This window comes from Corallococcus sp. RDP092CA (assembly GCF_041903675.1).
In the GTDB taxonomy this organism is placed as follows: domain Bacteria; phylum Myxococcota; class Myxococcia; order Myxococcales; family Myxococcaceae; genus Corallococcus.
Map to the genome: position 1 here is coordinate 187,998 of NZ_JAYESI010000012.1, position 26,710 is coordinate 214,707.

Annotated in this window: 23 protein-coding genes and 1 pseudogene; 7 read left to right on the top strand and 17 right to left on the bottom strand. The window is 71.9% G+C overall.

All coding sequences use genetic code 11. The features are described from left to right. Positions 1 to 15: 15 nt before the first annotated feature. The 3 genes from U8525_RS15935 to U8525_RS15945 all read right to left on the bottom strand — a co-directional run bounded on the left by U8525_RS15935 (position 16) and on the right by U8525_RS15945 (position 2,813). Positions 16 to 1,278: a hypothetical protein gene (locus U8525_RS15935; RefSeq protein WP_374266454.1), complete on the bottom strand. Its 1,263-nt coding sequence runs from the start codon at positions 1,276 to 1,278 to the stop codon at positions 16 to 18. Positions 1,279 to 1,410: 132 nt separating this feature from the next. After that, a complete protein-coding gene (locus U8525_RS15940; protein WP_374266456.1) occupies positions 1,411 to 2,133 on the bottom strand; it encodes a hypothetical protein in 723 nt (240 codons plus the stop codon). Between the two features lie 2 nt (positions 2,134 to 2,135). Beyond that, positions 2,136 to 2,813: a carboxypeptidase regulatory-like domain-containing protein gene (locus U8525_RS15945; protein WP_374266458.1), complete on the bottom strand. Its 678-nt coding sequence runs from the start codon at positions 2,811 to 2,813 to the stop codon at positions 2,136 to 2,138. A gap of 302 nt (positions 2,814 to 3,115) precedes the next feature. Here U8525_RS15945 and U8525_RS15950 point away from each other — a divergent pair, with 302 nt between their 5' ends. From U8525_RS15950 to U8525_RS15960, 3 genes are all read left to right on the top strand, one after another. After that, a complete protein-coding gene (locus U8525_RS15950) occupies positions 3,116 to 3,736 on the top strand; it encodes a hypothetical protein (RefSeq protein WP_374266460.1) in 621 nt (206 codons plus the stop codon). Between the two features lie 19 nt (positions 3,737 to 3,755). Beyond that, entirely contained in the window at positions 3,756 to 4,307 is a 552-nt protein-coding gene (locus tag U8525_RS15955; protein WP_374266462.1) for a hypothetical protein, read from the top strand. Between the two features lie 109 nt (positions 4,308 to 4,416). Then, positions 4,417 to 5,265: a lytic transglycosylase domain-containing protein gene (locus tag U8525_RS15960; protein ID WP_374266464.1), complete on the top strand. Its 849-nt coding sequence runs from the start codon at positions 4,417 to 4,419 to the stop codon at positions 5,263 to 5,265. 1,066 nt (positions 5,266 to 6,331) lie between these two features. Here the strand turns inward: U8525_RS15960 and U8525_RS15965 are convergent. Further along, a complete protein-coding gene (locus U8525_RS15965; protein ID WP_374266466.1) occupies positions 6,332 to 6,520 on the bottom strand; it encodes a DUF4334 domain-containing protein in 189 nt (62 codons plus the stop codon). 368 nt (positions 6,521 to 6,888) lie between these two features. Then, positions 6,889 to 7,665: a glucosamine-6-phosphate deaminase gene (locus U8525_RS15970; protein ID WP_374266468.1), complete on the bottom strand. Its 777-nt coding sequence runs from the start codon at positions 7,663 to 7,665 to the stop codon at positions 6,889 to 6,891. A 229-nt stretch (positions 7,666 to 7,894) separates the two neighbouring features. Between U8525_RS15970 and U8525_RS15975 the strand changes: the two genes are divergently transcribed. The 3 genes from U8525_RS15975 to U8525_RS15985 all read left to right on the top strand — a co-directional run bounded on the left by U8525_RS15975 (position 7,895) and on the right by U8525_RS15985 (position 11,294). Beyond that, entirely contained in the window at positions 7,895 to 8,932 is a 1,038-nt protein-coding gene (locus tag U8525_RS15975; protein ID WP_374266470.1) for a 6-phosphofructokinase, read from the top strand. 104 nt (positions 8,933 to 9,036) lie between these two features. Continuing rightward, the gene (locus U8525_RS15980) at positions 9,037 to 10,671 is read left to right on the top strand and encodes a long-chain fatty acid--CoA ligase (protein WP_374266472.1); all 1,635 of its coding nucleotides are present in this window, start codon (positions 9,037 to 9,039) and stop codon (positions 10,669 to 10,671) included. Between the two features lie 86 nt (positions 10,672 to 10,757). After that, positions 10,758 to 11,294 carry an FHA domain-containing protein gene (locus tag U8525_RS15985; RefSeq protein ID WP_374266474.1) on the top strand — a complete coding sequence of 179 codons (537 nt, stop codon included), beginning with the start codon at positions 10,758 to 10,760 and terminating at the stop codon, positions 11,292 to 11,294. Here the strand turns inward: U8525_RS15985 and U8525_RS15990 are convergent. Then, positions 11,295 to 12,219, bottom strand: a pseudogene (locus U8525_RS15990) (double-CXXCG motif protein). Positions 12,220 to 12,336: 117 nt separating this feature from the next. Here U8525_RS15990 and U8525_RS15995 point away from each other — a divergent pair. After that, a complete protein-coding gene (locus U8525_RS15995; protein WP_374266476.1) occupies positions 12,337 to 13,509 on the top strand; it encodes a metallophosphoesterase in 1,173 nt (390 codons plus the stop codon). A 73-nt stretch (positions 13,510 to 13,582) separates the two neighbouring features. On the opposite strand, the gene U8525_RS16000 is transcribed toward U8525_RS15995, so the two are convergent. From U8525_RS16000 to U8525_RS16050, 11 genes are all read right to left on the bottom strand, one after another. After that, positions 13,583 to 16,795, bottom strand: a complete 3,213-nt coding sequence (locus U8525_RS16000; RefSeq protein ID WP_374266478.1) for a tetratricopeptide repeat protein — start codon at positions 16,793 to 16,795, stop codon at positions 13,583 to 13,585. Positions 16,796 to 16,902: 107 nt separating this feature from the next. After that, a complete protein-coding gene (locus tag U8525_RS16005) occupies positions 16,903 to 17,547 on the bottom strand; it encodes a class II aldolase/adducin family protein (RefSeq protein WP_374266480.1) in 645 nt (214 codons plus the stop codon). Next, positions 17,544 to 18,659: an S-methyl-5-thioribose-1-phosphate isomerase gene (gene mtnA / locus U8525_RS16010; protein ID WP_374266482.1), complete on the bottom strand. Its 1,116-nt coding sequence runs from the start codon at positions 18,657 to 18,659 to the stop codon at positions 17,544 to 17,546. The genes U8525_RS16005 and mtnA overlap by 4 nt, the downstream gene beginning before the upstream one ends. Before the next feature lie 25 nt (positions 18,660 to 18,684). Then, a complete protein-coding gene (locus tag U8525_RS16015; RefSeq protein ID WP_374266484.1) occupies positions 18,685 to 19,569 on the bottom strand; it encodes an S-methyl-5'-thioadenosine phosphorylase in 885 nt (294 codons plus the stop codon). A 33-nt stretch (positions 19,570 to 19,602) separates the two neighbouring features. Then, positions 19,603 to 20,304, bottom strand: coding sequence for an acireductone synthase (mtnC, locus tag U8525_RS16020; RefSeq protein ID WP_374266486.1), 702 nt, complete (start codon positions 20,302 to 20,304; stop codon positions 19,603 to 19,605). Continuing rightward, positions 20,301 to 20,846, bottom strand: a complete 546-nt coding sequence (locus tag U8525_RS16025; protein ID WP_374266488.1) for an acireductone dioxygenase — start codon at positions 20,844 to 20,846, stop codon at positions 20,301 to 20,303. Before U8525_RS16025 ends, mtnC begins: the two co-directional genes overlap by 4 nt. Beyond that, positions 20,843 to 21,472 (bottom strand): methylthioribulose 1-phosphate dehydratase, encoded by a 630-nt coding sequence (locus tag U8525_RS16030; RefSeq protein ID WP_374266490.1) that lies wholly within the window; start codon positions 21,470 to 21,472, stop codon positions 20,843 to 20,845. Before U8525_RS16030 ends, U8525_RS16025 begins: the two co-directional genes overlap by 4 nt. Before the next feature lie 138 nt (positions 21,473 to 21,610). Beyond that, positions 21,611 to 22,423: an alpha/beta hydrolase gene (locus U8525_RS16035; RefSeq protein ID WP_374266492.1), complete on the bottom strand. Its 813-nt coding sequence runs from the start codon at positions 22,421 to 22,423 to the stop codon at positions 21,611 to 21,613. 97 nt (positions 22,424 to 22,520) lie between these two features. Beyond that, entirely contained in the window at positions 22,521 to 23,759 is a 1,239-nt protein-coding gene (locus U8525_RS16040) for a DUF1501 domain-containing protein (protein WP_374266494.1), read from the bottom strand. Continuing rightward, entirely contained in the window at positions 23,756 to 25,378 is a 1,623-nt protein-coding gene (locus U8525_RS16045) for a DUF1800 domain-containing protein (protein WP_374266496.1), read from the bottom strand. The genes U8525_RS16040 and U8525_RS16045 overlap by 4 nt, the downstream gene beginning before the upstream one ends. Positions 25,379 to 25,431: 53 nt before the next feature. Then, complete coding sequence (locus tag U8525_RS16050; protein ID WP_374266498.1) at positions 25,432 to 26,670, bottom strand: serine/threonine-protein kinase; 1,239 nt, start codon at positions 26,668 to 26,670, stop codon at positions 25,432 to 25,434. Positions 26,671 to 26,710: the final 40 nt, after the last annotated feature.

Genomic DNA, 26,710 nt, shown 5'->3' on the forward strand with positions numbered 1-26,710 from the left:
GGACAGCGGGCCCTTCTACCGGGGCCAGTCGCGCAGGAGCCGCTCGGCGGCCTCCCGCTGGTCCCAGTTCACGCGGCCGGTCAGCGTCAGGCCCCCCTCGTGCTCGATGGCGATCCGCTGCCACACCTCGAAGCCCGGCACGTAGCGCGCGTCCGCGCGGGTCCAGGCCACGCCGCCGGTGGCCTCCACGACGCGCGTCACCTGGGCGTCGAACTCCGCCTCCGGCAGCCAGCGCAGCGCGTCCAGCACCTGGTCGGACTCGAAGTCGCGCAGCGCCGTCGGGCGAGCCGTGACGGCCCTCAGGGCCCGGGGGCCCCTTCCCTCCGGGATGAAGGAGAGGCCCTGGGGTCCCAGCACGCAGAACCCCTGGCGCTTGCCGAGCTTCGCGAGAAACACCACCACGGAGTCCAGGCGCACGCCCGCCCGGGCCGCGCCACGCAGCGGCGGCTGCCGGTGCAGCTCCAGCAGCACCGCGACCGCCGTGGCCCCCCGCACGGAGCGCGCGTACAGCCGCCGGTCCCCCTCCACCCGCAAGTCCGCGCCGTGCTCCAGCCGGACCCCCTCGGGGGAGATGGTGCCCAGCCGCACCTCCTGCGGCTCCCCGAACACCGGCGCCCAGATGAGCCGCTCACTGGTGAGCCGGAGCCGGCCCGCGCGCAGGAACTGGACCCCCAGCACGGCAACGGAGCTCAACGCCACGAAGACCATCCCCCCGCCCTCCTTCAGCGTGGGGACGAGCGCCACCAGCAGGAACACCCACGCGGCCAGCGCCCCCCATGCGAGCGTCAGCCGCGGCGGCAACTCCCGCGTCCAGGGCACGGGCGCGATGCTCACGCTCGGACGCAGCCAGGTGCCGTCCTCGAAGACGAGCACCTCTCCCGGCTTCAGCGCCCAGCTCACGGGGTGGCGCACCAGCGCATCCAGCCGCGTCAGCGCCTCCTCCAGTGACACGCCCTCTTGCGCCACCGTCAACACCTCCAGCCTGCGCCGGGCCAGCCGCGTCAGCCGCTCGCGCCGGGCCGACAGCTCCCGGGCCACCCTCAACACGGGCAGGTCGTCCGGCCAGGCCTCCCGCGCCGCGCGCCGCTGGACGCGCTCCAGCGCCTCCTCCACCGCTCCCGCTTCGGCCACGAGCGAACGCACCAGCTCCGGACGCCGCGCCAAGCCACGCCGCCAGCGCCGACCGGCCAGCACCTTCTCCAGCTCCGCATGCGGACGCCGCGCCGCCGCGAGGAGCTCCGCGCGGCCCTCCAGCTGGCGCCCGACGTCGTCCATCATGAAGCCTGGCAGGACAGCGCTGGGACGTGACCGCTCGGACATCGCGGCGGTCAGCATAATCCCTGGCGGCCCCGGCCGCCTGCCGTGCGCGCCAGCCCGTGTCTGGTGTTCCTTCCACCGGGGCGCCTGCTGTTACTCGTTCGGCTCCAGCTCCAATCGCTCGCACTGCCGCAGCATCTCCGCCGCGTCGACGGGTTCGTCGGGGGAGGAGGATGGCGCCTCGGGCCAGGGCACGGAAGGCTGGGTCGGCGTCCCCACGGACTCCTTCAAGAGCAGGATGAGCTCCCTCGCCGGGTCCCTGGGGAACGACGTCACCAGCCGGAGCGGACATGACGCGACGGGCGGGAGGTCCGGCGCCTCCCTCACGGCGGCCTGGAGCAGCTCCGCGGGCGAGGGCCGCGAGGCCACCACCGCCACGGGCTCCGCGGGCAGCAGGTCATCCGGGTCGAAGCCGAAGGGAACCCGGTGCTCCACCGGGAGGGGCACGACCGCGGGCTCCCCATCCGGCGCCGCGCCCTCCTGCGGAACGCACCGCAGCGTGTTCAAGCGCGGTGTCCGCGCCTCCGGGAGCGGCGGGGGAGGCTCCAGGGGTGGCTGGGCGCGCGAGTCCACGGGCTCCCACCGCGGGAGCCAGGGAGGCACCGGCAGCAGCGCCACGGCCGGCTCGCGCAGGGGCAGCGAGCGCACCGTCGCGCCCCCCAGCTCCAGCGCCGCCTTCGCCAGCGCCTCGGTGTGCTCCGCGAGCACCCGCTCCGCCCAGGCCTTCAGCCACCTCGCCAGCGCCAGCACCCAGGCGAAGTGCCGCCTCGCGCGAGCCCGCGTCTCCATGGCCTCGCCTGGCGGCCCCGCGTCCATGGTCACGCCTCCTTCACCGGCATCCGGATGATCAACGGCGACGTCCCGGTGGCCAGCCCCTCCGCCTCCACCGACAGCAGCTCCCCTTCCGCGCGCACCTCCAGCGGGCCCAGCGACTCGCCCTGCGGCGGGCGGGGGAAGTGGAAGTGCCCCTGCGCATCCGTGCGCGTGCTCAGCTGAAGCGCGGGCAGCGCCACCCACGCGTCCCGGATGGGCACGTCACCGGGCCCCACCACCCGCCCCAGCAGGGGGGTCGGCGCGGACGCCCCGTCCACCAAAGACAGACACCGCACCTCCGCCAGGGGTTGCTCCTTGCGCACCCGCACCCGCAGGCGGAACGCGGGACGCGGCACCGAGCGCAACCCCGCCCACAGCGCCACCGGCAGCGGGCTCAGGTCCACCTCCAATTCCTTGTCACTCATGGCCGCGAAGACCAGGTCCCCCAGGAGCCGGTGCGCGCGCTCGGGCGTCTCCGCGCCCACCGTCACCAGATAACAGACGGTGAACTGCATGGCGCCCCGCTTCCCCGCGCGGGTCAGGGGCGCCGGCCCCAGCTCCAGGAGGTAAAGACAGACACCCCGCTCCAGGGACTCGCGGTCGGGCACCCCCAGGTGCACCGGCGCATCCGTGGCAATCCGTCCCACCCACGCTTTCATGCGCAGATCGACTTCGTCGATCATCCTTGGCCCCCCGGTTCCGGCCCTGAATGCCATTCCACCGGCTTCCTTCATCATACGCTCGCATCGCGCGGCCTGGCGGGACATCACCCAGGGGATTGAACAGGACGTCAGTGATTTGACAGGCATTGCACGCCTTTCCTGTTCCGCTGGGACCCCGCCCCGTGTCGGGAAGCGGGCAGTCCCTCCACCGCGGGACGCGGCATCCCGGAAAGCCCGTACGGCTTTCGTCCGAAGCGCTTCTTTTCCGCGCGCCTTCCGCGAAGAATGGCCGCTGGGCCGGCACTCACCGTGGAACTTTCGTCATGACGATGGACTCCCCTTCTTTGAGACGACGACACTCTTCTCTTCTCTCCTCCGGCATCGCCCTGGGGTGCCTGGCGGTGTTGGGCACCGCCACCCCGGCGCTCGCCCAGGACGACGCGCCCCGCAAGGTGGGCCTGCTGCTGGACGTGGGCGCGCCGCACGGCATCGGCCTGTCCGCGGTGGTGCGCCCCACGAACTGGCTGCGGCTGCACGCGGGGCCCACCACGAACACGCTCAGCATCGGCGTGCGGGGCGGGTTGAGCATCCTGCCCATGGACACCTTCATCGCGCCGTCCATCAACGCGGAGGCCGGCCACTACTTCGGTTCGGAGTACAGCGAGGTGCTGGACTGGCTGGGCCGGGAGCCGAGCGCCACGTCGGAGGCCATCCGCGACGTCACCTACAACTACGTGACGGGCAGCGTGGGCCTGGAGGTGGGCACGAACAGCCGCTTCAACTTCTTCCTGAACGTGGGCCTGAGCTACGTGGCGCTCACCGTGCCGGAGCCCACGCCGCTCCTCCAGGACGCGTCCGGCGACGACAGCGTCACGTCCGGCCCGCTGCACCTGCGCGCCACCATCCCTTCCGTGAAGCTGGGCTTCATCGTCTACTTCTTCTGAGCCAGGAGCCTCTCGAACCATGCGAACGAATTCCTTCCGCACCCTCCTGCTCGCTGGCGCCGTGACCCTGCTGGGCACGGGCTGTGATTCGCTCTTCGCCATCGAGGTGGAGGCCGAGCGCATCTGCAAGACCGAGAACGACCTGTCCTTCTCCGCCGCCCCGCCCATCTCCGGCTCCGTGGAGCAGTCCTTCACCATCCCGCTGGGCGACTTCGCCAGCGCGCTGCCCGAGGACGCCGACGTGGAGACGGAGCTGCGGCTGAAGCTCTTCGACGCCACCGCCAGCACGGACATCAGCGGCATCGAGCGCGCGAACCTCTCCGTGCGCAAGCCGGGCTCCTCGGAGTACGTGCTGCTGGGTGAGTTCCGGCGCGCCGGCACCAGCGGCGCCACGAACAAGCTGGAGCTCACCAGCAGCGGCGCGGTGGACGTGCTGGACCTGGCGAAGCAGGAGGAGCTGGAGTTCCGCTTCCAGGCCACGGGCTCGCCCCCGACCCAGTCGTGGACCGCGGACGTCGAGGTCTGCGTGGGCGCCAAGGCGAGCGCCAACTACTTCGGCCTGCTGTTCTGAGCCTTCCACCGCCCGCCCCGGCTTCAGGACGCCGCCGGGGCGGGTGGCGGTGTCCGCTGGCGCGGGCCGGAAGCTGGACGGGGGCGCGCGGCGCCCTTAAGTGGGGAGGGTGGGACGCAAGCGGGCCGTGGGCGGCATCCAGATTCCGAGGTGGGCGTGGCTGGTGCCGTGCGCGCTGGCGCCCGTGGTGTTGCTCAACCTGGGCGTGGCCTGGCTGGGCGGGACGCAGGTGTCGCCCCTGTCCTTCTCCTTCCTCCAGACGAAGGCGCGCGCGCTGGGGGCCTACGTGGCGCACCGGCCCGCGTGCGTGCTGGACGAGCACCCGCCGCTGGAGCCGCTCATCGCGGACGCGGAGCGTCGCCACGGGATTCCGCCGGGGCTGCTGAGGGCGCTCATCCAGGTGGAGTCGGAGACGCGGGTGCACCGCATCTCGCCCGCGGGGGCCATGGGGCCCGGACAGCTCATGCCGGACACGGCGGCGCTGATGCGGGTGGAGGACCCCTTCGATCCGGCGCCGTCCGTCGACGCGAGCGGGCGCTACCTGGCCGAGCAGCTCCGCCGGTTCCGGGACGTGCGGCTCGCGGTGGCCGCGTACAACGCGGGGCCCGGGTCGGTGAACGGGCGTGTGCCGCACAACGGGGAGACGGAGTTCTACGTGGCCAAGGTGCTCGCGGCCTATGAGCACACGCGGCCGAAGGCGCCGGCCGTGGCGAAGCGCCCGGCCGTCCCGGAGACGCACGTCAAGGCCGCCGCCGTCGTGAAGGCCCCCACGGTGAAGGCCTCCCCTCCGCGGGTGACCGTGAAGGCCCCCGCCGCGCAGGCCGCGAGGAAGGCCCGTCCCCCCGATGCGTCCGCGAAGCCGCCCGCGGCCCCCAAGGTGACGGCCCCGGTGAAGCCCGCGACCCGTCCGACCACGGGCGGCAAGCCTCCCGCGAGGCTCGCAGCGGCGACGCGCTGACGAAGCCCGTGTCGGGCCAGACACGTCCCGTTCCGGAGGGTGCCTGAGCCCCCAACCTCCACGCTGGGCACCGCCCGTGGAGGCGGCGCTCCAAAACCTGTCCGACTGTCGGACAGGTCTCCACCGCGCACCGGGACAGGACTCTTCAGCGCAGCTGGAGTGGCCCTCCAGCGCCACGAACCTCCCAACTTGTCCGACTGTCGGACAGGTTTCCGCGGCTCCGATGGAGCAGCCCTCGCCCCACGGCCTTCCCGACGTGTCCGACTGTCGGACAGGTTTCCGCAGCTCAACGGATCGGCGGCCCCCGCGCCATGACCATCCAATCCGGACCGATTGTCGGACAGGCTTCTTCGGCTCCGATGGAGCGACAGTCCCCGCGAACTGCCTCCAGATCAGTCCTCCTGTCGGACAGGTTTCTGCGGCTCCGATGGAGCGACAGTCCCCGCGAACTGCCTCCAGACCAGTCCTCCTGTCGGACAGGCTTCTTCGGCTCCGATGGAGCGACAGTCCCCGCGAACTGCCTCCAGATCAGTCCTCCTGTCGGACAGGTTTCCGCAGCCTGGGTAGACCGACGGCCTCCACGCCACGGACCGCCAAACCGGCCCTACTGTCGGACAAGCACCCGCCGCTTGATTGGAGTGGGAGCCACAGGATGGGACCGGCCAAGACGGTCCGGCTGTCGGACTGGTTTGCGCAGTCCGAGTGGAACAGGCCCCCTCAAGCCAAGGCCCTCGAAACCTGTCCGGCTGTCGGACAAGTCTCCGCGGCTGACCTGGACCGCGGTCCCTCAACCTGGTCTTCCAAACCCGTCCGGCTGTCGGACAAGTCTCCGCGCCTCAACTCTGGCGAGTCCGCTCCCCGCCACGGTCCTGCAAACCTGTCCGACTGTCGGACAAGTTTCCGCGGCTTCGCTTCAGCGGAGGCCCCAGCCCTGGCGCTCCAAAACCTGTCCGACTGTCGGACGGGTTTTCCCGGCGCGCCGCCGGCAGGGTGACCCTGCGGGATTCTCTCCTTCTCATCCCTGGAGACGGACTTCAGGGTCGAGATCCGGGCGAGCCCTTTGGCATCACGGTGCAGCACGAAGAAGCAGGACTGCGCCATTCCGCGCGTCCATCGCGCCCAGCACCGTGTCCAGGCCCACCCTCCGGAGCACGTCAAGGATGGGTCGGTCGTCGTAGCCCCTCGTCGCGCTGAGCCGGTCTCGGTACTCCGTCACGCGCAGCCACGCCTTGAACCGCCCGGTCTCCCCCAACACCCCGTGCGATTCCATGGGACCGCGGCTGTCTGGCGACAGTCACTTCCGCGGATCCACCCCGGCAACACCGCGCTCCGGCCCTCTACGTAGAACAGCAGCGGCACCGACGCCTCCACCGTCACCGCGTGGTGTGGAGGCGCCAGCACATGCGTAACGAACGACGACTGCGGAAAGAAGCTGGAGCCCGCCGCCTCGCCACCTCATGGGGAACGAGCCACTCGGACTCGGACCGGAGAAGCTCCCCGCAGACCCGCGCTCACAATACGCGGCGTGCCCACCCACGCACGCATCATTGGCAATCCGCCAACAAGGCCTGCTGCCCCGGGCCTCCTGGAGTGCGCTCACATGGCCATGCGGGGGTTCCCCGCTCAGGGGCCTGGGTCGCGGCGGGTCCGGGCCACGTCCAGCGTTCGCGCTTGCAGGCCGCTGGCGGCGCCCGTGTCCATCCACAGCTCCACGTCGCGGTGAAGCTGGAGGAGCGAGGCGGGGCAGCGGGTCGTCAGCGGTCCGTGCACCATCGCCGTCACCGCCGCGGCCTTGTTCACGCCGAACGCCAGCACCACCACCTTGCGCGCCTGGAGCACCGCCGCCATGCCGAGCGTCAGCGCCGCCATGGGCACCTTCGACGGGTCATCCCCGAACGCCATCACGTGCGACAGCCGCGTCTCCCGCGACAGGCGCGCGCGGTGGCTCGTCGCCGTCAGCACCTCGCCCGGCTCGTTGAAGGCGATGTGCCCGTTGGGCCCCACACCCAGGAGCAGCAGGTCCAGCCCTCCGGCCGCCGCGAGCGCCGCGTCATAGCGCGCGCACTCCGCCTCCGCGTCCGGCGCGCACCCGTCGAAGAAGTGGATCCGCTCCGTTGACAGATTCACATGCCGGAAGAGGTGCCGGTCCATGTACGCGCGGAAGCTGCCCGCGTCCTCCGGCGGCAGGCCGAGGAACTCGTCCACGTTGAACGTCGTCGCCCGCGACAGGTCCAGCGCGCCCCGGGCCGCCAGCGCCACGAGGCTCCGGTACACGTTGAGTGGCGAACGCCCGGTGACGAGCCCCAGCACCAGCTCCGGCGTGTGACGTACCGCCTCGGCGATGCGCGCCGCGCAGGAGGAGGCCGCCTCCTGCTCCGTCGGGAACACCCGTAGGTTCATGTCCCCACCAGCATATGCCGGCCGCCTCGCGCGGGTCGCCGGCAGCCCTGCCTCCCCGTGCGTGGCGCCGCGCGGCAAGGCCCCTCGCCTCCGGGAATGACACGTCAACACCGCCCTCGATTGACAGGCCCGGCCCCCCGCACGCCCGGGGACCGGGGAGGGTTTCCCACGGGCGTTCCGTGCAATCCGTCCTCACGCGGGGAGGCCGGGTCGCGCTAGAACCGGCGGCATGAAAGTCGCCGTGCTCACCGGCGGGGGTGATTGCCCCGGCCTCAATGCGGTCATCCGCGCCATCGTCCGCCGTGCCAGCGAGCACGGCTTCGAGATGATGGGCCTGCGCGATGGATGGAAGGGCCTGCTGGACGACAACCACTTCCGCCTCACGCGGGAGACCACCTCCGGCATCCTCCACCGGGGTGGCACCATCCTGGGCACCTCGCGCGTCAACCCGTTCAAGGTGGAGAACGGCCTGGAGCGCGTGAAGCGCGCCGTGGAGCGCAACGGCATCCACGCCGTCATCGCCATCGGCGGCGAGGGCACCCTGTCCGCCGCCACGCGCATGTCCCAGGAGGGCCTGCGCATCGTCGGCGTGCCGAAGACCATCGACAACGACCTCAACGGCACGGACTTCACCTTCGGCTTCGACACCGCCGTGGCCATCGCGACGGAGGCCGTGGACCGGCTGCACTCCACCGCCGAGTCCCACAAGCGCGTCATCGTCTGCGAGGTGATGGGCCGCCACGTCGGGTGGATCGCCACCTACGCGGGCATCGCGGGCGGCGCGGACGTCATCCTCGTGCCGGAGAAGCCCGCGGACCTGGAGGCCGTCGCGCAGCACCTCCAGCGCCGGCACGCGTCCGGGCGCTCCTTCTCCATCGTGGTGGTGGCGGAGGGCACGCGCATCAAGATGTCCGCGGACCAGACCGAGCAGCTCGTCACCACCGGCGCCCTGGACGAAGCGGGCCGGCCGCGCCTGGGCGGCGTGGGCAACATCGTCGCGTCGGAGATCGAGCGGCGCACCGGCTTCGAGACGCGCGTCTCCGTGCTGGGCCACATCCAGCGCGGCGGCGCCCCCACGGCGCACGACCGGGTGCTCGCCACCCGGTACGGCGTGCATGCGTGCGACATGGTGGCCCGCGGCGAGTTCGGCAGGATGGCCGCCCTGCGCGGCAACGAGATCGTCAGCGAGCACCTGGCCGAGGCCACCCGCGAGCTCAAGCGCGTCCCCGAGGAGTTCTTCAAGGTCGCGGAGGTCTTCTTCGGCTGACGATGACGTGATGCGCCATGCCTGCTCCCACCGGGAGTGGCGGGCATGGCGCCGCGCATCCGGTAGCATCCAGCGCCTCCCCCTCTCCCGAAGGGATGGTGCCGATGCTCACCGGTCGCATGATGGACTTCCCGCTCACCCTGACGCACTTCCTGGAGCGGGCGCGCTCCTATTACGCCGCGCAGGAGATCGTCAGCCGCAGGCCGGACAGGTCCCTGCACCGCTACACGTACGCGGACTTCCACCGGCGCGTCTGCCAGCTGGCGAACGCGCTCACGCGGCTGGGGGTGAAGCCCGGGGACCGGGTGGCGTCGCTGAGCTGGAACCACCATCAGCACCTGGAGGTGTACTTCGGGGTGCCGGCGATGGGCGCGGTGATGCACACGCTCAACCTGCGGCTGCACCCCAACGACCTGGGCTACATCGCGCGCCACGCCGAGGACACGGTGCTGGTGGTGGACCGCTCGCTGCTGCCCCTGGTGGAGAAGTTCGAGAAGTCCGCCGGCTGCATCCGGCACGTCATCGTCATCCCGGACGACGGGCCGGTGCCGGAGGGGCGGCTGGACTACGAGCAGCTGCTGGCGGCGGAGTCGCCCACGTTCGAGTTCCCGCGCCTGGATGAGAACAGCGCGGCGATGCTCTGCTACACGTCCGGCACGACGGGAAACCCGAAGGGCGTGCTCTTCAGCCACCGCTCCATCGTGTTGCACACGCTGGTGTGCTGCCTGCCGGAGGTGCTGGGGCTGAAGGAGTCCGACTCGGTGCTGGCGGTGGTGCCCATGTTCCACGCGGCGGCGTGGGGCCTGCCGTTCGACGCGCTGCTCACGGGGGCGAAGCAGGTGCTGCCCGGGCCGCACCTGGATCCCCAGTCGCTGCTGGAGCTGATGCAGAACGAGAAGATCACCGTGGCGGGCGGCGTGCCCACCATCTGGCTGGGCATCCTGGCGCAGCTGGACCGCGAGCCGGGGAAGTGGGACCTGAGCACCATGCGGCACATGGTGATTGGCGGCTCCGCGGCGCCGCCGGCGCTGATTGACGGGTTCCGCAAGCGCCACGGGCAGAACGTGCTGCACGCGTGGGGCATGACGGAGATGAACCCGGTGGGCACGCTCGCGCGGCTCAAGGGGGACCTGCGCACGGCGTCGCCGGAGGCGCAGCTGGACGCTTACGCGTCGCAGGGCTACTCGGTGCCATTCGTGGAGACGCGCCACGTGAGCGACACGGGGGAGATCCTTCCCTGGGACGGCAAGGCCATGGGCGAGCTGGAGGTGCGCGGGCCCATGGTGGCGGCGTCGTACTACGGGGACGAGGGCAAGGACCGGTTCACGAAGGACGGCTGGTTCAAGACGGGCGACGTGGTGACCATCGACCCGGCGGGCTACCTGCACATCACCGACCGCAGCAAGGACGTCATCAAGTCCGGCGGCGAGTGGATCAGCTCCGTGGCGCTGGAGAACGCGCTGATGGCGCACCCGTCCGTGCTGGAGGCGGCGGTGTTCGCGGGGCGCCACCCGAAGTGGGACGAGCGGCCGCTGGCGGCGGTGGTGTTCAAGGCGGGGCAGCAGGCGACGAAGGCGGAGCTGACGGCGCACCTGGAGAAGCAGTTCGCGAAGTGGTGGCTGCCGGATGACTTCCTCTTCGTGCCGCAGATTCCGCGCACGTCCACGGGGAAGTTCCTGAAGATGAAGCTGCGGGAGGACTTCGGGGACCACCTGATGAAGGCGTCCGCGGCATCCTGAGGGGGTTGGACGGACCGCCGGGCACCCGACACTGGGAGTCCGGCGGCTCGCGCCGGGGCGGGGCTGGGGGTAACCTGCTGGACGTGATGCCATCCGTCCAACAGCTCCGCCCGTTCGCGTTCGCGCCCGTGCAGGCGTTCCTGCAAGCCTCCGGACCGGTGGTGCTCATCCAGCAGCCGCCGGAGCCGGTGTTCCAGCAGGTGGCCTTGCGGCTGGCGGAGGCGCGCACGGTGGGGATGGCGCACCGGTCGCGGCTGGTGGACCGGCTGCTCGTCATGCTCCAGGCGTTCGACTCGCTGGAGGTCCACTTCCTGGGGCCGGAGCGGGACGGGCAGGAGCTGCGGGTGGGGCGCACGGAGGGGTGCGCGCTGATGGTGCACGACCCGTCCGTGTCGAAGCAGCACGCGGTGCTGCGCTGGCACGCGGCGCAGGGGACGTGCTCCGTGCGGGACCTGAAGTCCATGAACGGCACCTGGCTGAACGCCGCGGAGCTGGGCGAGGGCGAGGAGCGGATGCTCGCGGACGGAGACGCGCTGGCCTTCGGGGACGCGCAGTTCCTGTACCTGCGCGCGGAGACGTTGCACTCGCACCTGCGGCTCGCGAGCCCGGGTGGGGGGATGTGACTACTCGGCGGGAAGCTCGCGGTAGTGCACGTCGCTGGGCCCCAGGCGCTGCACGGTTTCGACGAAGCGCTCGCTGACGACGTGTAGGTTCGCGCCTTCGACGCCGAAGACGTCGAGCCCTTCGGGCACGGTGGAGCGTAAGAGCCAGCGCTTCGGCGGCAGGGAGAATGACTCTGGCTTGCCGCAAATGTCACAGGCGGGCGTCTTCCATTCACCGATGCAGCCGGGCCAGGGGCCGGGCCTCCAACCCGTAGAGCGCAGGCATCGTGCTCTGGCGGGCACGGAGGTCCATACGGACCGCGATGACGCCCTGAAGCCCTTCGGCCTTGAGCAGGTCCACCGCGTCCTCGCGGAGGACCACCTCCCACGAAGGCCAGCAGGTCACGGGGCCGAACCTGCCTTGGGCGGTTCCGACCATGGGCCCGAACGAGCCCCCTGCTCTCACGGGCAGCTCGGGAGGAACAAACGGGCGAATCAGGGCCACCAGCCGGTTGTATTCAGCGACAGACATGGGCCCCTTGGGCTCGGCCAGCACCGGCTCCTCCACAGCGGAGAGCTCCACGGATGGGAAGGCATCCATCCGTGCCCAGGGACCGAATCGGGGACAGTCGACGCCAGACAGATGCCATCGATGGCGCGCCCGATACTTTCCACTCCACTGTCCCGGCTCATCGAAGTTCATCCTCTCGATAGAGAAGTAGCGCATGGCGCAGTCCTCGGCGGGTACAGGCGCGCGTTCTACCTGCTGCCAATACGTCATCGTCAGCCCAAAGAGTCCGTGTTTCTGAATCATCCAGGAGGCATGTTCGAAGTACGCGGGGAGCGGTGCGGCACCTTGTCCCCTCCGGATGAACGCATCCCAGTCCTGGTTCCAAGGTCCACCCTCCTTGCCTCGATGGATGCGCGCATGAACTTCCGCATCAATTTATTCCATGTTCAATCCCATGGAGCCCAGGAGGCGGGCAACCCGGTGACGGGAGACAGCGCGCTGTCAGGGGGTCCGTTATCCTCGGGGCTCCTCACACGGAAGAGCGCGCACATCATGGGAAGGCTGCTGGTCCTGCTGTTCGTCTACCTGGGCGCGTACGTCGTGCTGCGCAGGGTGGTGCCCTCGCTCACGCGGGGCTGGCGCCATGGCGTGCTGCTGGGCCTCTCGGTCTTCGCGTTCACGGCCTGGACGGTGCCGGCCGTCACCGGCTTCGGCCTGCGCCACACGCCTGCGGCCCTCGTGCCGGTGAAGCTGTTCGCCGTCGTGTGGAGCATCGCCGCGCTGTTCGTGATGCTGATGGGCCCGCCGTTCCTCCTCCTCAAGCTGCGCGCCGAACGCCGGCGGCAGGCCGCGCCGCCGGGCGTGGACCTGGGCCGCCGGGACCTCCTGGTGAAGGCCGGACAGGCCATGCCCGTCTTCGCCATGGGCTCCAGCGCAGTGGGCGTCGTGAGCGGCAGCCTGGGCTTCACCGTGCGCGAGGTGGAGGTGAAGCTGCGCGGCCTCCCCGCCGCGCTCGACGGCTTCCGCATCGGGCAGATCACCGACGTGCACGTGGGCCCCTTCATCTCCCCCGAGTACCTGCGCGGCGCCGTGGCGGTGATGAACACCGCCGGCGTGGACCTCCAGGTGATGACCGGGGACCTCATCGACGACGTGAACCAGCTCGACGAGACGATGGCCGCGCTCGCCTCCACGACGGCCCGCCACGGCATGCTCGCGGTGCTCGGCAACCACGAGCACTGGCGCGGGCTCGACGAGGTCCTGGAGGGCTACGCGCAGCTGGCCCAGCGGGGGGCGCCGGTCCGGCTGCTGGTGGATGAGCCCCACGTCCTGGAGCACGGCGGTCAGCGCGTGCGCGTGGTGGGCGTGGACTTCCCCATGTCCGGCGGCAACCGCGCCGGGCGCGACCGGCGCTGGCGGTACTCGGCGGAGACGGCCTTCACGGGGGGCCAGCCGGACGACGTGGTGCTCTGCCTCTCCCACCACCCGGACTTCTTCCCCTACGCCGCCGAGCGCGGCGCGCGCCTGACGCTCTCAGGGCACACCCACGGCGGCCAGGTGGCCTTCCTGGGCGTTCCGCTGTTCGGCTTCGCCTTCAAGCACATGCTGGGCCGCTATCGCTTCAAGGACAGCCACCTCTACGTCTCCGGCGGCACGGGGCACTGGCTCCCCTTCCGCATCGGCGTCCCGCCCGAGGTGACGCTGCTCACGCTGCGCAGCGCCTGAGCCTCCCTTCCCCAGGTGGCGAGCGCCTCGGCCATCACGCCGGCGCGGCATGGGATGGCGAACTCCCGGCGGCTTACTCCGCGCGGCCTTCGCCGGCCCCCTGAAGCAGCCGCAGGGGGGTGTCCCGGCCCATGGCGATGAACGGCGCCCAGTAGTGCGGATGGGGCTGGGCGCGGCGCAGCTCCCGCATCGCCTCACGCAGCGCCGTGGCCAGCCCTTCGCCTCCGAGCAGGTGGCGATAGTAGGTCTCCATCAAGGTGCGCGTCGTCGCGTCGTCCACCTTCCAGAGGCTCATCACCACCGTCTCCGCCCCCGCGACCAGGAACGCCCGGCGCAGGCCGTAGACGCCCTGGCCGCGACGCACGGCGCCCCGGCCCGTGTCACAGGCGGACAGGACCACCAGCTGCGTGCCCCACAGGTCCAGCCCCGCCAGCTCCAGCGCCGTCACCAGCGCGCTGTCGGACGCGCTCGACTTCTCCGTCTCCCCCGCGAGCAGCAGGCCGGAGCGCAGCAGCGGATCCGGTGGGCGCGGGGCCCGCGGATCCTCGCCCAGCGCCCCGAAGGTCGCGACGGCCCGCGCGTTCTCCGGCGCGGCGGCGTCCTCCAGGAAGAAGCCATGGGTCGCCAGGTGCAGGATGCCCGGCGTGCGCAGGTGCAGCAGCCGGTCCTTCGTCGCCTTCGCCCCCAGGAACAGCTGCGCCTGCGGGAACAGGCGCTGGATGGCCTCCGCCTCCTCGCGGGAGCCCGGCAACGGAACCGGCGCCCAGTCGCGCGCCACCAGGTCCTCGCGCCGCGATGACGGGGAGCGCTCCGCCACCACGGGCGCGCTCCCCGTGGAGGCCGGGCGCCCCGTGTTGAAGGCCGGATCCGCCAGCACCACCACGGACGACGCGGGCCTCGGTTGCTGGGGCCTGGGCAGCAGGTCCTTTCCGGACGTGACGTAGGTGAAGTCGTAGCGGTCCACCAGGTACCGCCGCCCGTCGTGCAGCGCCGCGAAGGGCACCAGCGCCAGCTCGCCATCCGGCGAGAGGAAGAGCCGGCGCGCCCTCCCCAGCACCGGCAGCAGCGGCTGGAAGGCGAGCCGGTAGAGCGCGTGGGCGGTGTCCTCGAAGGCCGCGTCCCGGCGGGCCAGCGCATCCCGCAGGCTCGAGGCCGCGGCTTCGATGGGCGCGGCGGGCCCCAGGTCCAACGCGCGGATGCCCCCGTCGGGCAGGAGCACCAACGCCAGACAGCGCAGGTGGGCCGTGCCCGTCCCCGGCACGAGGGGACGGTCCTCGTAAGTGATGAACTCCACGAGGGCCCCGTCGTCCGGCAGGGCCCCGGCGACACGGTCGACGATGTCGCCGGGCGCGGGCAGCGCGGCCAGGGCGCGCAGCGGCGCGGAGCGGCTGGCGAGCGTCGCCTCCAGCGCGTCCCCCTGCGCGGTCAGCGCCGTGAGCTGCCGCTGATACGCGGACGGCGTGAGCGCGCCAGGCCCGTGGAGCGAGAGGCTGGCCAGCTGGGTGCGCAGCTTGCGCAGCCGCTCGAAGGTGCCGCGCTCCTCCGCGCCCAGGCTCCGGTAGACCGCGCGGGAGATGTCCGCGGTCTCCTCCACGGAGCGGCCCTTGAGCAGCAGCGCGGCGCTCAACGCCAGCCGCCGGGCGGCCTCGGAGTCCGGGTGCGCGCGCACGAGCGCGTAGAGCTGCTCCTCGTCCGCGCGCAGGTGCTGGAGGAAGCTGGCCAGCCGCGCCTCGGAGAACTCGAGGGCCTCGCGGCGCAGCCGCTGCTCGGAGACGCCGAACGCCCGCTGGAACAACGGCACCGCGTCATCCAGGCGGTGCTGCGCCAGGCGCAGGCGGGCCAGGTTGTTGAGGGACGCCGCGAGGTCCGGGTGGTTCCGGCCCAGCACGGCCTCACGGATGGACAGCGCCCGCGCGTACAGCGGCTCCGCCTGGCGGTACCTCCCCTGGTCCCGGTAGAGATTGGCCAGGTTGTTGAGCGACCCGGCGACGTCCGGGTGGTTCCGGCCGAGCACCTCCTCCCAGATGGCCAGCGCCCGCGCGTACAGCGGCTCCGCCTGGCCGTACCGCCCCTGCTTCCGGTACAGGGTGGCCAGGTTGTTGAGCGAGGCGGCGACGTGCGGATGGCGCGCGCCGAGCGCCTGCTCCCAGAGCGCCAGCGCCCGCGCGTAGAGCGGCTCCGCCTGGGCGTACTTCCCCTGCGCCTGGTAGAGCGTGGCCAGGTTGTTGAGCGCGGCGGCCAGGTCCGAAGGGCTGCCGTCCGCCGCCGCCTCCCGGATGGCGAGGGCCCGCACGTAGAGCGGCTCCGCGCGCTCATCCAGCCCCTGGTCCTGATAGAGGTTGGCCAGGTTGTTGAGCGAGTCCGCGACCAACGGGTGCGCCTTGCCCAGCGCCTCCTCCCGGAGGGAGAGCGCGCGCAGGCCCAGCGGCTCCGCCCGGCCGTACTGGCCCTGGTCCTGGTAGAGCGTGGCCAGCGTGTCGAGCGAGTCCGCGACGAGCGGATGCGCCTTGCCCAGCGCCGACTCGCGCAGGCCGAGCGCCCGCACGTAGAGCGGCTCCGCCCGGCCGTAGAGCCCCTGCTCCCGGTAGAGCAGCGCCAGGTTGTTCAGCGAGTCCGCGACGGTGAGGTGGTGCTTGCCGAGCACCGTCTCGCGCAAATCCAAGGCGCGCGAGTAGAGCGGCTCCGCCCGGCTGTAGAGCCCCTGCTGCTGGTAGAGGTTGGCCAGGTTGTTGAGGGACTCGGCGTAGGCGGACTGGTTCTCGTTGAGGGTCGCCTCCTGGCTGGCGAACGTCCCCATGCGGCGGCGCTTGTCCATGCTGAACAGGTTGTTCGTCCGCCGGGACAGCGCGTGCCCGTGGTCGTAGAAGCCCCCGGCCTGCCGGTCCGTCTCCATCATGGGGGACGCGGCGAAGCCGAGCAGCCTGGCCGCCGTGACGGACTTCACCGCGTCGTCGTTCACCACCGCCTCCCGGATGGCCAGCGCGCGTTCGTGAAGGACGCCGGCCCGGGCGAGGTCCCCCTGGAGCCGGTACACCTCCCCCAGCAGGTTCAGGCAGGAGGCGACGTCCGGATGCGAGCCCCCGAGCACGGCCTCCCGCAGCGCCAGGGCGCGCTCGCCAGGGGCCACGGCCTCGGCGTACCGGCCCTCCTCGTAGAGCGTCGCGGCCTGCGCGTAGGCCTGGAGCGCGTCCGCCAGCCGCGGGTCCGCGGGCTCCCGCCCCGACGGCATGAGCGAGGCACACCCCAGTGCCATCATCACCATGCACCCGAGAACCCACCGCAGCATGCCGACTCCTCCTGGGGACCCGAGATGACCGGCCCCTCCCGCGCCCCTTCCCGCCTTAGAGGCAGGGACCCGGAGAATCATGCAGGAACTGGCGCGCGGAGCGACGCCTACTGGCCATAGCCCTGGAATTGCTGGAACACGCGCGCCATCTCCGCGTCGTCCAGCAGCACCGGCTCGCCGAGCTGGAGCGCGCGCCAGTACATGGCCGCCAGCGTCTCCACCTCCACCGCCAGCTTCCAGGCCGCCGCCAGGTCCGCGCCCACGGCCACCATCCCGTGGTTGGCCAGCAGGCACGCCTTGCGGCCCTCCAGGGCCGCCATCATGTTCCGCGCCAGCTCCGGCGTGCCGAACGTCGCGTACTCCGCGCACCGGATGTCCGTGCCGCCCGCCGCGGACACCATGTAGTGGAAGGCGGGGATGCCCCGGCGCAGGCACGCCAGCGTGGTGCTGAACATGCTGTGCGCGTGCAGCACCGCGCCCACCTCCGGCCGGGCCTGGAGGAGGTCCCGGTGCAGCTGCCACTCCGTGGACGGCCTGCGGTGGCCCTCGTGCGAGCCGTCGAAGCGCATGAGGACCAGGTCCTCCGGCGTCATCGCCTCGTAGCCCAGCCCGGACGGCGTGAGGAGGAAGCCGCCCTCCACCCGCTGGCTCAGGTTGCCGGACGTGCCCTGGTTCAGCCCGGACGTGTTCATCCGCCGCGCGGTGGCCACCATCGCCTCGCGCAGCGCGCGGTGGCCCCCCGCTCCGCTCACTTCGCCGCGCTCCGCTGCGCGCGCCGCTCCGGGAAGAGCGACAGCAGCCCCTCCTCCGTCGCCGGACACGCGCCGCGCTCCGTGACGAGCGCCGTCACCAGCCGCGCGGGCGTCACGTCGAACGCGTAGTTCGCGGCGGGGCTCCCCGGCGGAGTAATCCGCACCGTGGCGATGTCCCCCGACGGCAGCCGGCCCGTCACGTCGCTCAGCTCCGCGCCGTCGCGCTGCTCGATGGGGATCTCCTTCACGCCGTCCTGGATGGCCCAGTCGATGGTGGGCGACGGCAGCGCCACGTAGAACGGCACGCCGTTGTCCTTCGCGGCCAGCGCCTTCAGGTACGTGCCAATCTTGTTCGCCACGTCCCCGCGCGCGGTCGTGCGGTCCGTGCCGACGATGCACAGGTCCACCTCGCCGTGCTGCATCAGGTGGCCGCCGACGTTGTCCGCGATGACCGTGTGCGGGACGCCGTGCTGTCCCAGCTCCCACGCCGTCAGCACCGCGCCCTGGTTGCGCGGGCGGGTCTCATCCACCCAGACGTGCAGGGGGATGCCCGCGTCGTGCGCCAGGTACATGGGCGCCAGCGCCGTGCCCCAGTCCACCGTGGCCAGCCAGCCGGCGTTGCAGTGCGTGAGCACGTTCAGCCGCCCCTGGCGGCCCTTCTTGTCCCAGGCCTCCTGGAAGAGCTTCAGCGCGTGCTCGCCGATGGCGCGGTTGATGGCCACGTCCTCGTCGCACAGCGCCGCCGCCTGCCGGTACGCCGCCGCCACGCGCTCGGACGGCTTCAGCGGCGCGAGCACCTGGCGCATCCCGTCCAGCGCCCAGTGCAGGTTCACCGCCGTGGGCCGCGTGGCCCGGAGCATCGTCAGCGCCTGCTCCAGGGCGCCGTCGGACGCGTCCTGCCGCATGGCCAGGCACACGCCATACGCCGCCGTGGCGCCGATGAGCGGCGCGCCGCGCACCAACATGCTGCGGATGGCGTGGCCCGCTTCGTCCGCCGTGGACAGCCGCACCTTCACGAACGCGTGCGGCAGGCGCGTCTGGTCGATGACGCCGACGCTCCAGCCGTCGGACTCGACCCAGATGGAGCGCATCGGAACGCCTTGGACTTTCATCGCCGTGTCTTCCTTGTTCCCGCGCTCAGCGCTTGAGGACGCGGCCCGCCACCGCGGAGAGCTTCTCCACCAGGGCCGGGTCGCGCGCGTCCGGCGAGGTCATGATGGCGTGCTCCAGCGCCGTCTGGCAGCCGGCGTGGCACGGGGTGGCGTGCTGGCCCACGAGCGGCGCGATGTTCTTCACCAGCCCGCGCGCCTTGCCCGCGTTGCCCAGCAGCACGGCGACCACCTGGTCCACCGTCACCGCGTCGTGGTCCGGGTGCCAGCAGTCGTAGTCCGTGACCATCGACACGCTCGCGTAGCAGATCTCCGCCTCCCGGGCGAGCTTGGCCTCCGGCATGTTGGTCATGCCGATCACGTCGCAGCCCCACTGCCGGTACAGCCTGCTCTCCGCCAGCGTGGAGAACTGCGGGCCCTCCATCACCAGGTACGTGCCGCCGCGCACCACCTGGATGTCCAGGCCCTCGCACGCGGACATCACCGCGTCGCCCAGGCGCGGGCACGTAGGCTTCGCCATGGACACGTGCGCCACCAGCCCCTGCGAGAAGAAGCTCTTCACGCGCGCGAAGGTGCGGTCCACGAACTGATCCACCACCACGAAGGTGCCGGGCGGCAGGTCCTCGCGCAGGCTGCCCACCGCGGAGACGGAGAGGATGTCCGTCACGCCGCTGCGCTTGAGCGCGTCGATGTTGGCGCGGAAGTTCAGCTCCGACGGCGGGATCTTGTGCCCGCGCCCGTGGCGCGGCAGGAACACCACCGGCTGGTCGCCGATGCGGCCAAAGCAGAACGCGTCCGACGTCTCACCGAAGGGCGACGACACCCGGCGCCACGAGACGTCCGTCAGCCCGTCAATCTGGTACAGGCCGCTGCCGCCGATGATGCCCAGCACGGGCTTGTTGGAACTCGACATGGGGGAGGCTCCGCTCCGGGGTGGGGAATCGAATCAGGACACGCGCGCGAACGGGTCGAGCGACGTGAAGTCGTGGAACACCGGGTGCCCGTGGCCGGGCGGCAGGGCCACCTCGCCCCGGTCCAGGGCCGCGGTGCGCAAGCCCGCCTGCCTCGCCGCGTCCAGCTCCGCCACGTTATCGGAGAGGAACAGGAGGTCGCCGGGCGGCAGCTCCAGCGCCTGGGCGATCTTCGTGTACGACGCCGCCTCCACCTTGGGCCCGGTGGTGGTGTCGAAGTAGCCGGAGAACACCGGCGTCAGGTCGCCCTCCACGCTGTGGCCGAAGATCAGCTTCTGCGCGGCGATGCTGCCGGACGAATAGACATACAGGCGCAGCCCCTTCGCGTGCCACTCGCGCAGGGCCCGGGCCGCGTCCGCGTAGACGTGGCCCTGAATCTCGCCGCGCGCGTAGCCGTCCTCCCAGATGAGGCCCTGGAGCGTCTTGAGCGGCGTGGCCTTGCGGTCCACGTTGATCCAGCGCTGGAGCAAGGCGACGGTGCCCACCTCATCCAACGCCGGCTCGCCCGCGAGCGTGCGGGCGTCCGACAGGCACTGGCGCACGGCGGCCTCCTGGCCGTGCGTGGCGACGTACTCCGCCAGGTGCCTCCGGGCGAAGGGGAAGAGCACGTCCTTCACGAAGGCGATGGAGCTGGTGGTGCCCTCGATGTCCGTGACGACCGCCTTGGGGGCACTCACGGCGCGTACTTCGGGAAGCGCTCGGCGATGGCCTCGCCGGTGAAGTGGCCCACCCAGCCGTCCGGGCGGATGAAGAAGCGGATGGCGGCGAACCGGGGCTTCTCGCCCATGTCGAACCAGTGCTTCATCCCCTCCGGCACGCTGATGAGGTCGCCGCGGGTGCACTCCACCTGGAAGACCTTGTCGCCGGCGTGCAGGTAGAAGCAGCCGCTGCCCTCCACCATGATGCGCGACTCGTCCTCCGTGTGCTTGTGCTCGGAGAGGAACTTCTGGCGGGCGGCCTCCACGTTGGGGGCGTCCGGCTTGATGCGCGCCACGTCCACGGTGTTGTAGCCGTGGGCCTTCATCTCCGCGTCCACGACGTGCTTGTAGGCCGCGAGGACCTCCTCCTGGCCCGCGCCCTCCGGCAGGTCCACGGACGCGTCCACGCGCTCGAAGCGCACGCCCGCGGGCCTCAGCTCGCGACGGATGTCCTCGGGCTCGGTGTAGACGCCCAGCGGCGCCTCCGGCTGGTGGTCGTTGTAGACAATCAGCTTGCTCATCGCCGCACCTTCATCTTCTCGAGTTCGTACGTCAGCAGGTGTTCCAGCGCCACCACGTGGCGGCGGGCCTCGGCCATGCTCCGGCCCCAGGTGTAGAGCCCGTGGCCGGCAATGAGATACGCGACCAGGTCCGTGCGTTTCGCGAGCAGCGCGGTCACCTTGTCCGCGAGCCGGGGGATGTCCTGGTCGTTGGGGAAGATGGGGATGGACACCGCCGCCTCGTGCGTGCGGGTGTCGCCCAGGGCCTTGAGCAGCTCGAAGTCCTGGAGCACCAGCTCCCCCTCCGGCAGCCGCAGGTTCGACAGGAGCGCGGCCACCACGGAGTGCGTGTGCAGCACGGCCTGCGCCTCCGGGCGGTCCCGGTACAGCTGGAGGTGCAGGGGCGTCTCCGCGGACGAGCCCCTGGGCGGCGGCGCGTGGATGTCCGCGACCAGGATGTCCGCCTCCACCAGCTCGCCCTTGTCCACGCCGGAGCGGGTGACGGCGGCGGTGCGCGCGTCCAGCCTGCGGGAGAAGTTGCCGCTGGTGGCGGGCACGAAGTTGCGCACGCTGAGGAAGCGGCCCACTTCGACGATTTCACGGGCCGCTTCGGACAGGGTCGCGGCGGGGGCCGGGTCGATGCTCATCCATCCCTCGGGGGAGCTTGAGGACGCGATGAAACATCGCGTTGATGACACGGAGCATAATCCGGGGGTCGCCGGTAGGCGCAAGGGAACGCAACGCAGGACGTCATGGGTCCTGGGCCAGGGGGCGCGAGGCCCGGCTCAGCTCCCGTCGAGCGCGAACGTGGCCATCCGCGCGAGCTGCTGCTGGCCGCTCCGCTCCAGCACGTCGTTGTGGTGGGCGCCGGGCACGGTCACCACCCGGGCGTGGGGGAAGCGCTGGCCCAGCGCGCGGCCCATGTCCACGGGGACGACCTCGTCCTCCTCGCCGTGGATGATGAGGACGGGGATGGGGATGTCCCGGGCCTTGTCGAGCGACTGGAAGCGGTCGCGCATCAGCAGCGCCGCGGGCAGGAAGGGCAGGGTGCGCTGGCCCATGGCGACCATGGACGTGTACGGGGACACCAGCACCATGCGTGCACCGTACCCGCGCCGGGCCATCTCCACGGCGACGCCGGAGCCCAGGCTGCGCCCGCTGAGCACGATGTCCTCCGGCTTCACGCCCTGGTCGCGCAGGAGCTGGAGCGCGGCCTCCGCGGACGCGTACAGGCCCGCCTCCGACGGGCTCCCCGGCGACGCGCCGTAGCCCGGGTACTCCACCGCGAGGAAGCCCAGCCCCGCGTCTCCCAGCGCCTGGCCCAGCTCGCGCTGCCCCAGGAGCTGCTCGCCGTTGCCGTGGAAGTGCACCACCGTGGGGGCGCCCGGCGGCGCGGGCAGGTAGAAGCGATCCACGTCGAGGCCGTTGGCCAGCGGCACCACGCCGAAGCCGGGCTGGCCGCGCAGGTTCGCGGGCTCCGTGCGGGGCGCGGGGTAGATGAGCGAGCGCTGCGCGGCGAAGAGCACCGCGCACAGCCCGAGGTACAGCATGCCGACGATGAGGAGGAGGGCCATGAGGGGGCGGCGGACGCGTTGCACGCCGCCAGTCCATCACACCGCCCGCTCCCGCGGCGACCGCCGAGCGCCGCGCGAGGCCGCCACGACCTCGCCGGCGCCCATGCCGTCGGGGAGGAGCTCAGGTGAACATCCCGAGGGACCCGCGCTCCTGATAGCCGGGGAACACCTTCGCCAGGGCCACGCCGGGGCGGCAGGCGCGCAGGGCCTCGGCCAGGGGGGCGCGGACGTCGGTCCAGGAGGGCACGTCCCGGCCGTCCTGGAGCCGGTCCGCCGTGAGCGCCTCGAAGCGGCCGTGCACCCCGCCCTTCACGCCGCCGCCCAGCGCGAACATCACGCCGCCCACGCCGTGGTCCGTGCCCTGGTTGCCGTTCTCCTTCACGGTGCGGCCGAACTCCGTCATCACCAGCACCGTCACGGCGTCGAGCCTCGGGCCCAGGTCCGCCGCGAACGCGGCCAGCGCGTTGCCCAGCTCCTCGCAGCGCTTCGCGAACGCGCCCTGCGCGACGCCCTGGGCGACGTGCGTGTCCCAGCCGCCCATCTCCGTCGCGGCGACCTCCAGGCCCACGTCGCCCTGGATGAGGCGCGCGATGTCCTGGAGGCGGCGGGCCAGCGGCGTCCCCGGGTACGTCACGCCGGGCGACGCGGGCCGCTTCGCGAGGCGGGCGCCGTCCAGCTTCGACATGGCCTCGAAGGCGTCCGCGCCCGCGCCCTTCAGGGCCTGATCCACCGCGCCGGCATAGAGCGCGGAGAAGCCCTGGCGCGCGCCGCCATGCTGGCGGCCGGTGCGCAGCCGGAAGTCCTCCAGCCGGCCCATCGCGAGCGCTCCCGCGTCGCCATAGAGCGCGCGCGGCAGCGTGGGTTGCAGCGCCACGGCGCGCAGGGGGGCGGCGTCCTTCGCGTCCACCAGCGCGCGGTTGAGCCAGCCGTCCGCGGTGGACTTGCGGCCCGGCGTGCCGGACTCCAGGAAGTCCTGCGCGTCGAAGTGCGAGCGCGGCGCGACGGGCAGGCCCACCCCGGGGAGCACCGCGAGCCGCCCCTCCGACCACAGCGGCATCAACGCCCCGAGGGACGGGTGCAGGCCGAAGGGCCCCGTGAGCTTCAGCGCGGCGTGCTCGCCCTGGAACGTGAGCGCCAGCGTGGGGCGCGCGCGCTGATAGGCGTCATCCTCCACGGGCGGCACCAGGGACAGGCCATCCGCGCCGCCGCGCAGGAAGACCGTCACCAGCGCACGACGGGCGGGCGTATCGCGGGGGCTCGCGGCCCAGGCGCGGGAGAGGAAGGACGGCGCCAGCACGAGGCCCGCGCCGGTCGCGCCCAGGGCCTGGAGGAGCTGCCTGCGGGAGGGGCGTGTCGTCATTGTTTCTGGAACTCCGGCGAGCCGAGCAGCAGCCCCGCGATGAGTGGCACGTCCACGGGCGGCGCTTCGTCCACGGCGCTCGCGGCCTCGCGCTTCTCCGCCAGCGCCGCGAGGATGGTGGCCCGTGTCTCCTCGGAAGGCTTCGCGCCCAGCAGCGCCTGCCCCAGGCCGTCCACCCACTCCACCGCCGTGGGCGCCGGCTTCGGCGCGAACGCAGCCAACGCCACGCGCGCGCCGGGCAGCCGGCCTCCCACCAGGTCCAGGCCGAAGTTGAGCCTCGCCACCAGCGCTCCGCTGTTCACCCACGGCTCCGCCACCTCCGGGTAGCCGGTGGGTGCAGGGGCCCGGTAGAGCGGCTCGCCCATCAGGGCCAGGTGGCGCAGCAGCCGGGGCGTCACCTCCACCTGCGCGTTCGTCGCTCGCAGCGCGGACACCACGTACTCGAACGGCGTCTTCACCTTCGCGGCGCGCGCCCGCGGCGCCTGGAACTCCGGCGATTGGAACAGCGCCCGATACACCGCGCGCAGGTCTCCCTTCGTGTCGAGGAACACCTTCGCCACGCGGTCCACCAGCGCCGGTGGCGGCGCATCCGCGACGAAGCGCCGCGCGAGCTTCAGCGCCACGTGACGCGCCGTCGCGGGGTGGCTCGCGAGCAGGTCCAGCACCCGCTCTCCGTCCTGCGCCCCTCCGCCCGCCGGGAGCACCTGCCCCAGCACCCGCTTGGCGTCGGTGTCGTGCGCCACCTTCCGGAAGACGAACGCGGGGTCCTTCCCCGGCTGGCGGATGCTCCAGCCCGTGAAGCACCGCGCGACCTCTCGCACGTCGTCCTGCGTGTAGCCGCCGTCCACGCCCAGCGTGTGCAGCTCCAGCAGCTCGCGCGCGTAGTTCTCGTTGAGGCCCAGCTTCGGCTTCGCGTCCTCTTCGTCCTCCGCGCCCTCCACCATCGCGGCCTGGCGGCGGAAGCGGCGCGGGTGGCGCAGCGCCTCCTGGCTCAGCCCCTCCCGCGTGCTGCGCCAGTTGTCCAGGTAGAAGAGCATCGCCGGGTGGTGCGCCGTCGCGCCCAGCAGCTCCCGGAAGGTGCCGAAGACGTTCGGCCGGATGGCGTCGCGCTCGTAGGACGTGGCCAGCCACCGCACCACGCCCTTGTCCTCGGAGACGTTGAAGTGGTTGAACCAGAAGTCCACCAGCACCTCCTCCAGCTGGCGCGGGCTCTCCACCGCGCGCAGCACCCTCGCGGAGGAGCGCTCGAAGACGACGCGCGCGGGGCCCCGCTCGCGCTTCTCCTCGGGGGGCAGCTCCGGCGGCGGCCGGGGGTAGTCCTCCATGAGCTGCCCCATGGACATCCCCAGCGTGGGGAACGCCTGGAGCCTCGCCTCCAGCGCGGACGGCGGCGCATCCCGGGGCGCGGGCTGGAGCTGGGCGTCCACCCAGCCGTCCACGCCCAGCCGCTTCATCTCCGCCAGGTCCCTGCCCGAGGGGCCATACGCCAGCCGCTGCAACACGTGCACCGCGCGCGCTTCATCGAAGGGCGCGGCTGCCGCTTCAGGTGCCGTGACCTGCGACCGGGACGCACACGACAGGCACACGGCCACCAGGGGCCAGACAGGGAGGGCGCGCATGGTGCCGCATTGAACCCCGGACGCGCCCGGAAGTTACGAGGCCCTCCCGAAGCTCAGTGGAGCATCCCGCCGAAGAGCGACATGCCCAGGTTCACCGCCGACGCGATGACCAGGCCCGCGCCCACCAAGCCCGCCAGCGTGAGGGCCATGGGGTTGCGGTCCGCGATGCGCAGGCCCTGGTGCAGGGTCTTCTTCAGCATCGTGCGCTGGCAGTGCACGTGGATGCGGCCCTCCAGCGCGGCTTGCAGCTGCGCCACCATGTCGTCCACGGACTCGAAGCGGTCCTGGGGGGCCTTGCTCATCCCCTTCTTCACGAACCACATCAGCTCCGCGGGCACCGGCCCCTGCGCCGTGTTCCGGTGCATGGCCCCCATGTCCAGCGTGCGCGTCTGCACCGCCGCCATGATGTCCGGCACCGACTGGAGGCCCTCCAGGTAGTGCGTCAGCGACAGGAGCTCGTGGAAGAGGACGGACAGGCTGTAGACGTCGCTGCGCGCGTCCATCGTGTCGTGCTCGCCGCGCGCCTGCTCCGGGGACATGTAGAGCGGCGTGCCCACCACCGAGCCCAGCTCCGTCTGGAGCGGCCGCGCCGGGTGCGGGTCCCTGGGCGCGCCGTCCGGGAGGCTGGGGGTGGCGGGCGCGCCCACGCGCCGCGCGAGGCCCCAGTCCAGCACCGTCACCTCGCCGAAGGGGCCCACCATGATGTTCGCGGGCTTCAGGTCGCGGTGGATGAAGCCCTTGCCGTGCGCGTAGGCCACCGCGTGCAGCACGCCCAGGAAGATCTGCACCCGCACCTGGAATGGATAGCGCACCAGCGCGTCCAGCTCCGAGCGACGCAGCCGGGCGATGATGGACTCCAGCGTCTCGCCCTTCAGGTGCTTCATCAGGAAGTAGTACCGGCCCTGCTCGTCCACGCCCACGTCGTGCACGGGCGCGATGTTCGGGTGGTCCAGCATGCCCACCGTGCGGATCTCCTCCACGAAGCGCAGCACCCGGTCCAGGTCCGCGCCCGGCGGCAGCCGCTTGAGCGCGACCTCCCGCTCGATGTCGTGGTCGCGGATGAGCACCACCTCGCCCATGCCGCCCTGCCCCAGCGGGCGCACCTCCTCGAAGCGCTCGCGCTGGAGCGGAATCACGCTGGGCTGCTGCCCCTTCCACTCCACGCGCGGCAGCACCGTGTTGCGCCGCTGGGTCGTGGACGCACCGGACGCCAGGGTGGGCGCCAGCGCCGAGGCCCCCGGGTTCGGAGAGATGAGCGTGTTTTCCAGGCCGGCCGCGAGCGATTGACTCATGGGACGCCAGGAATAGCAGGCACTCCTCGCGCGCGCCCAC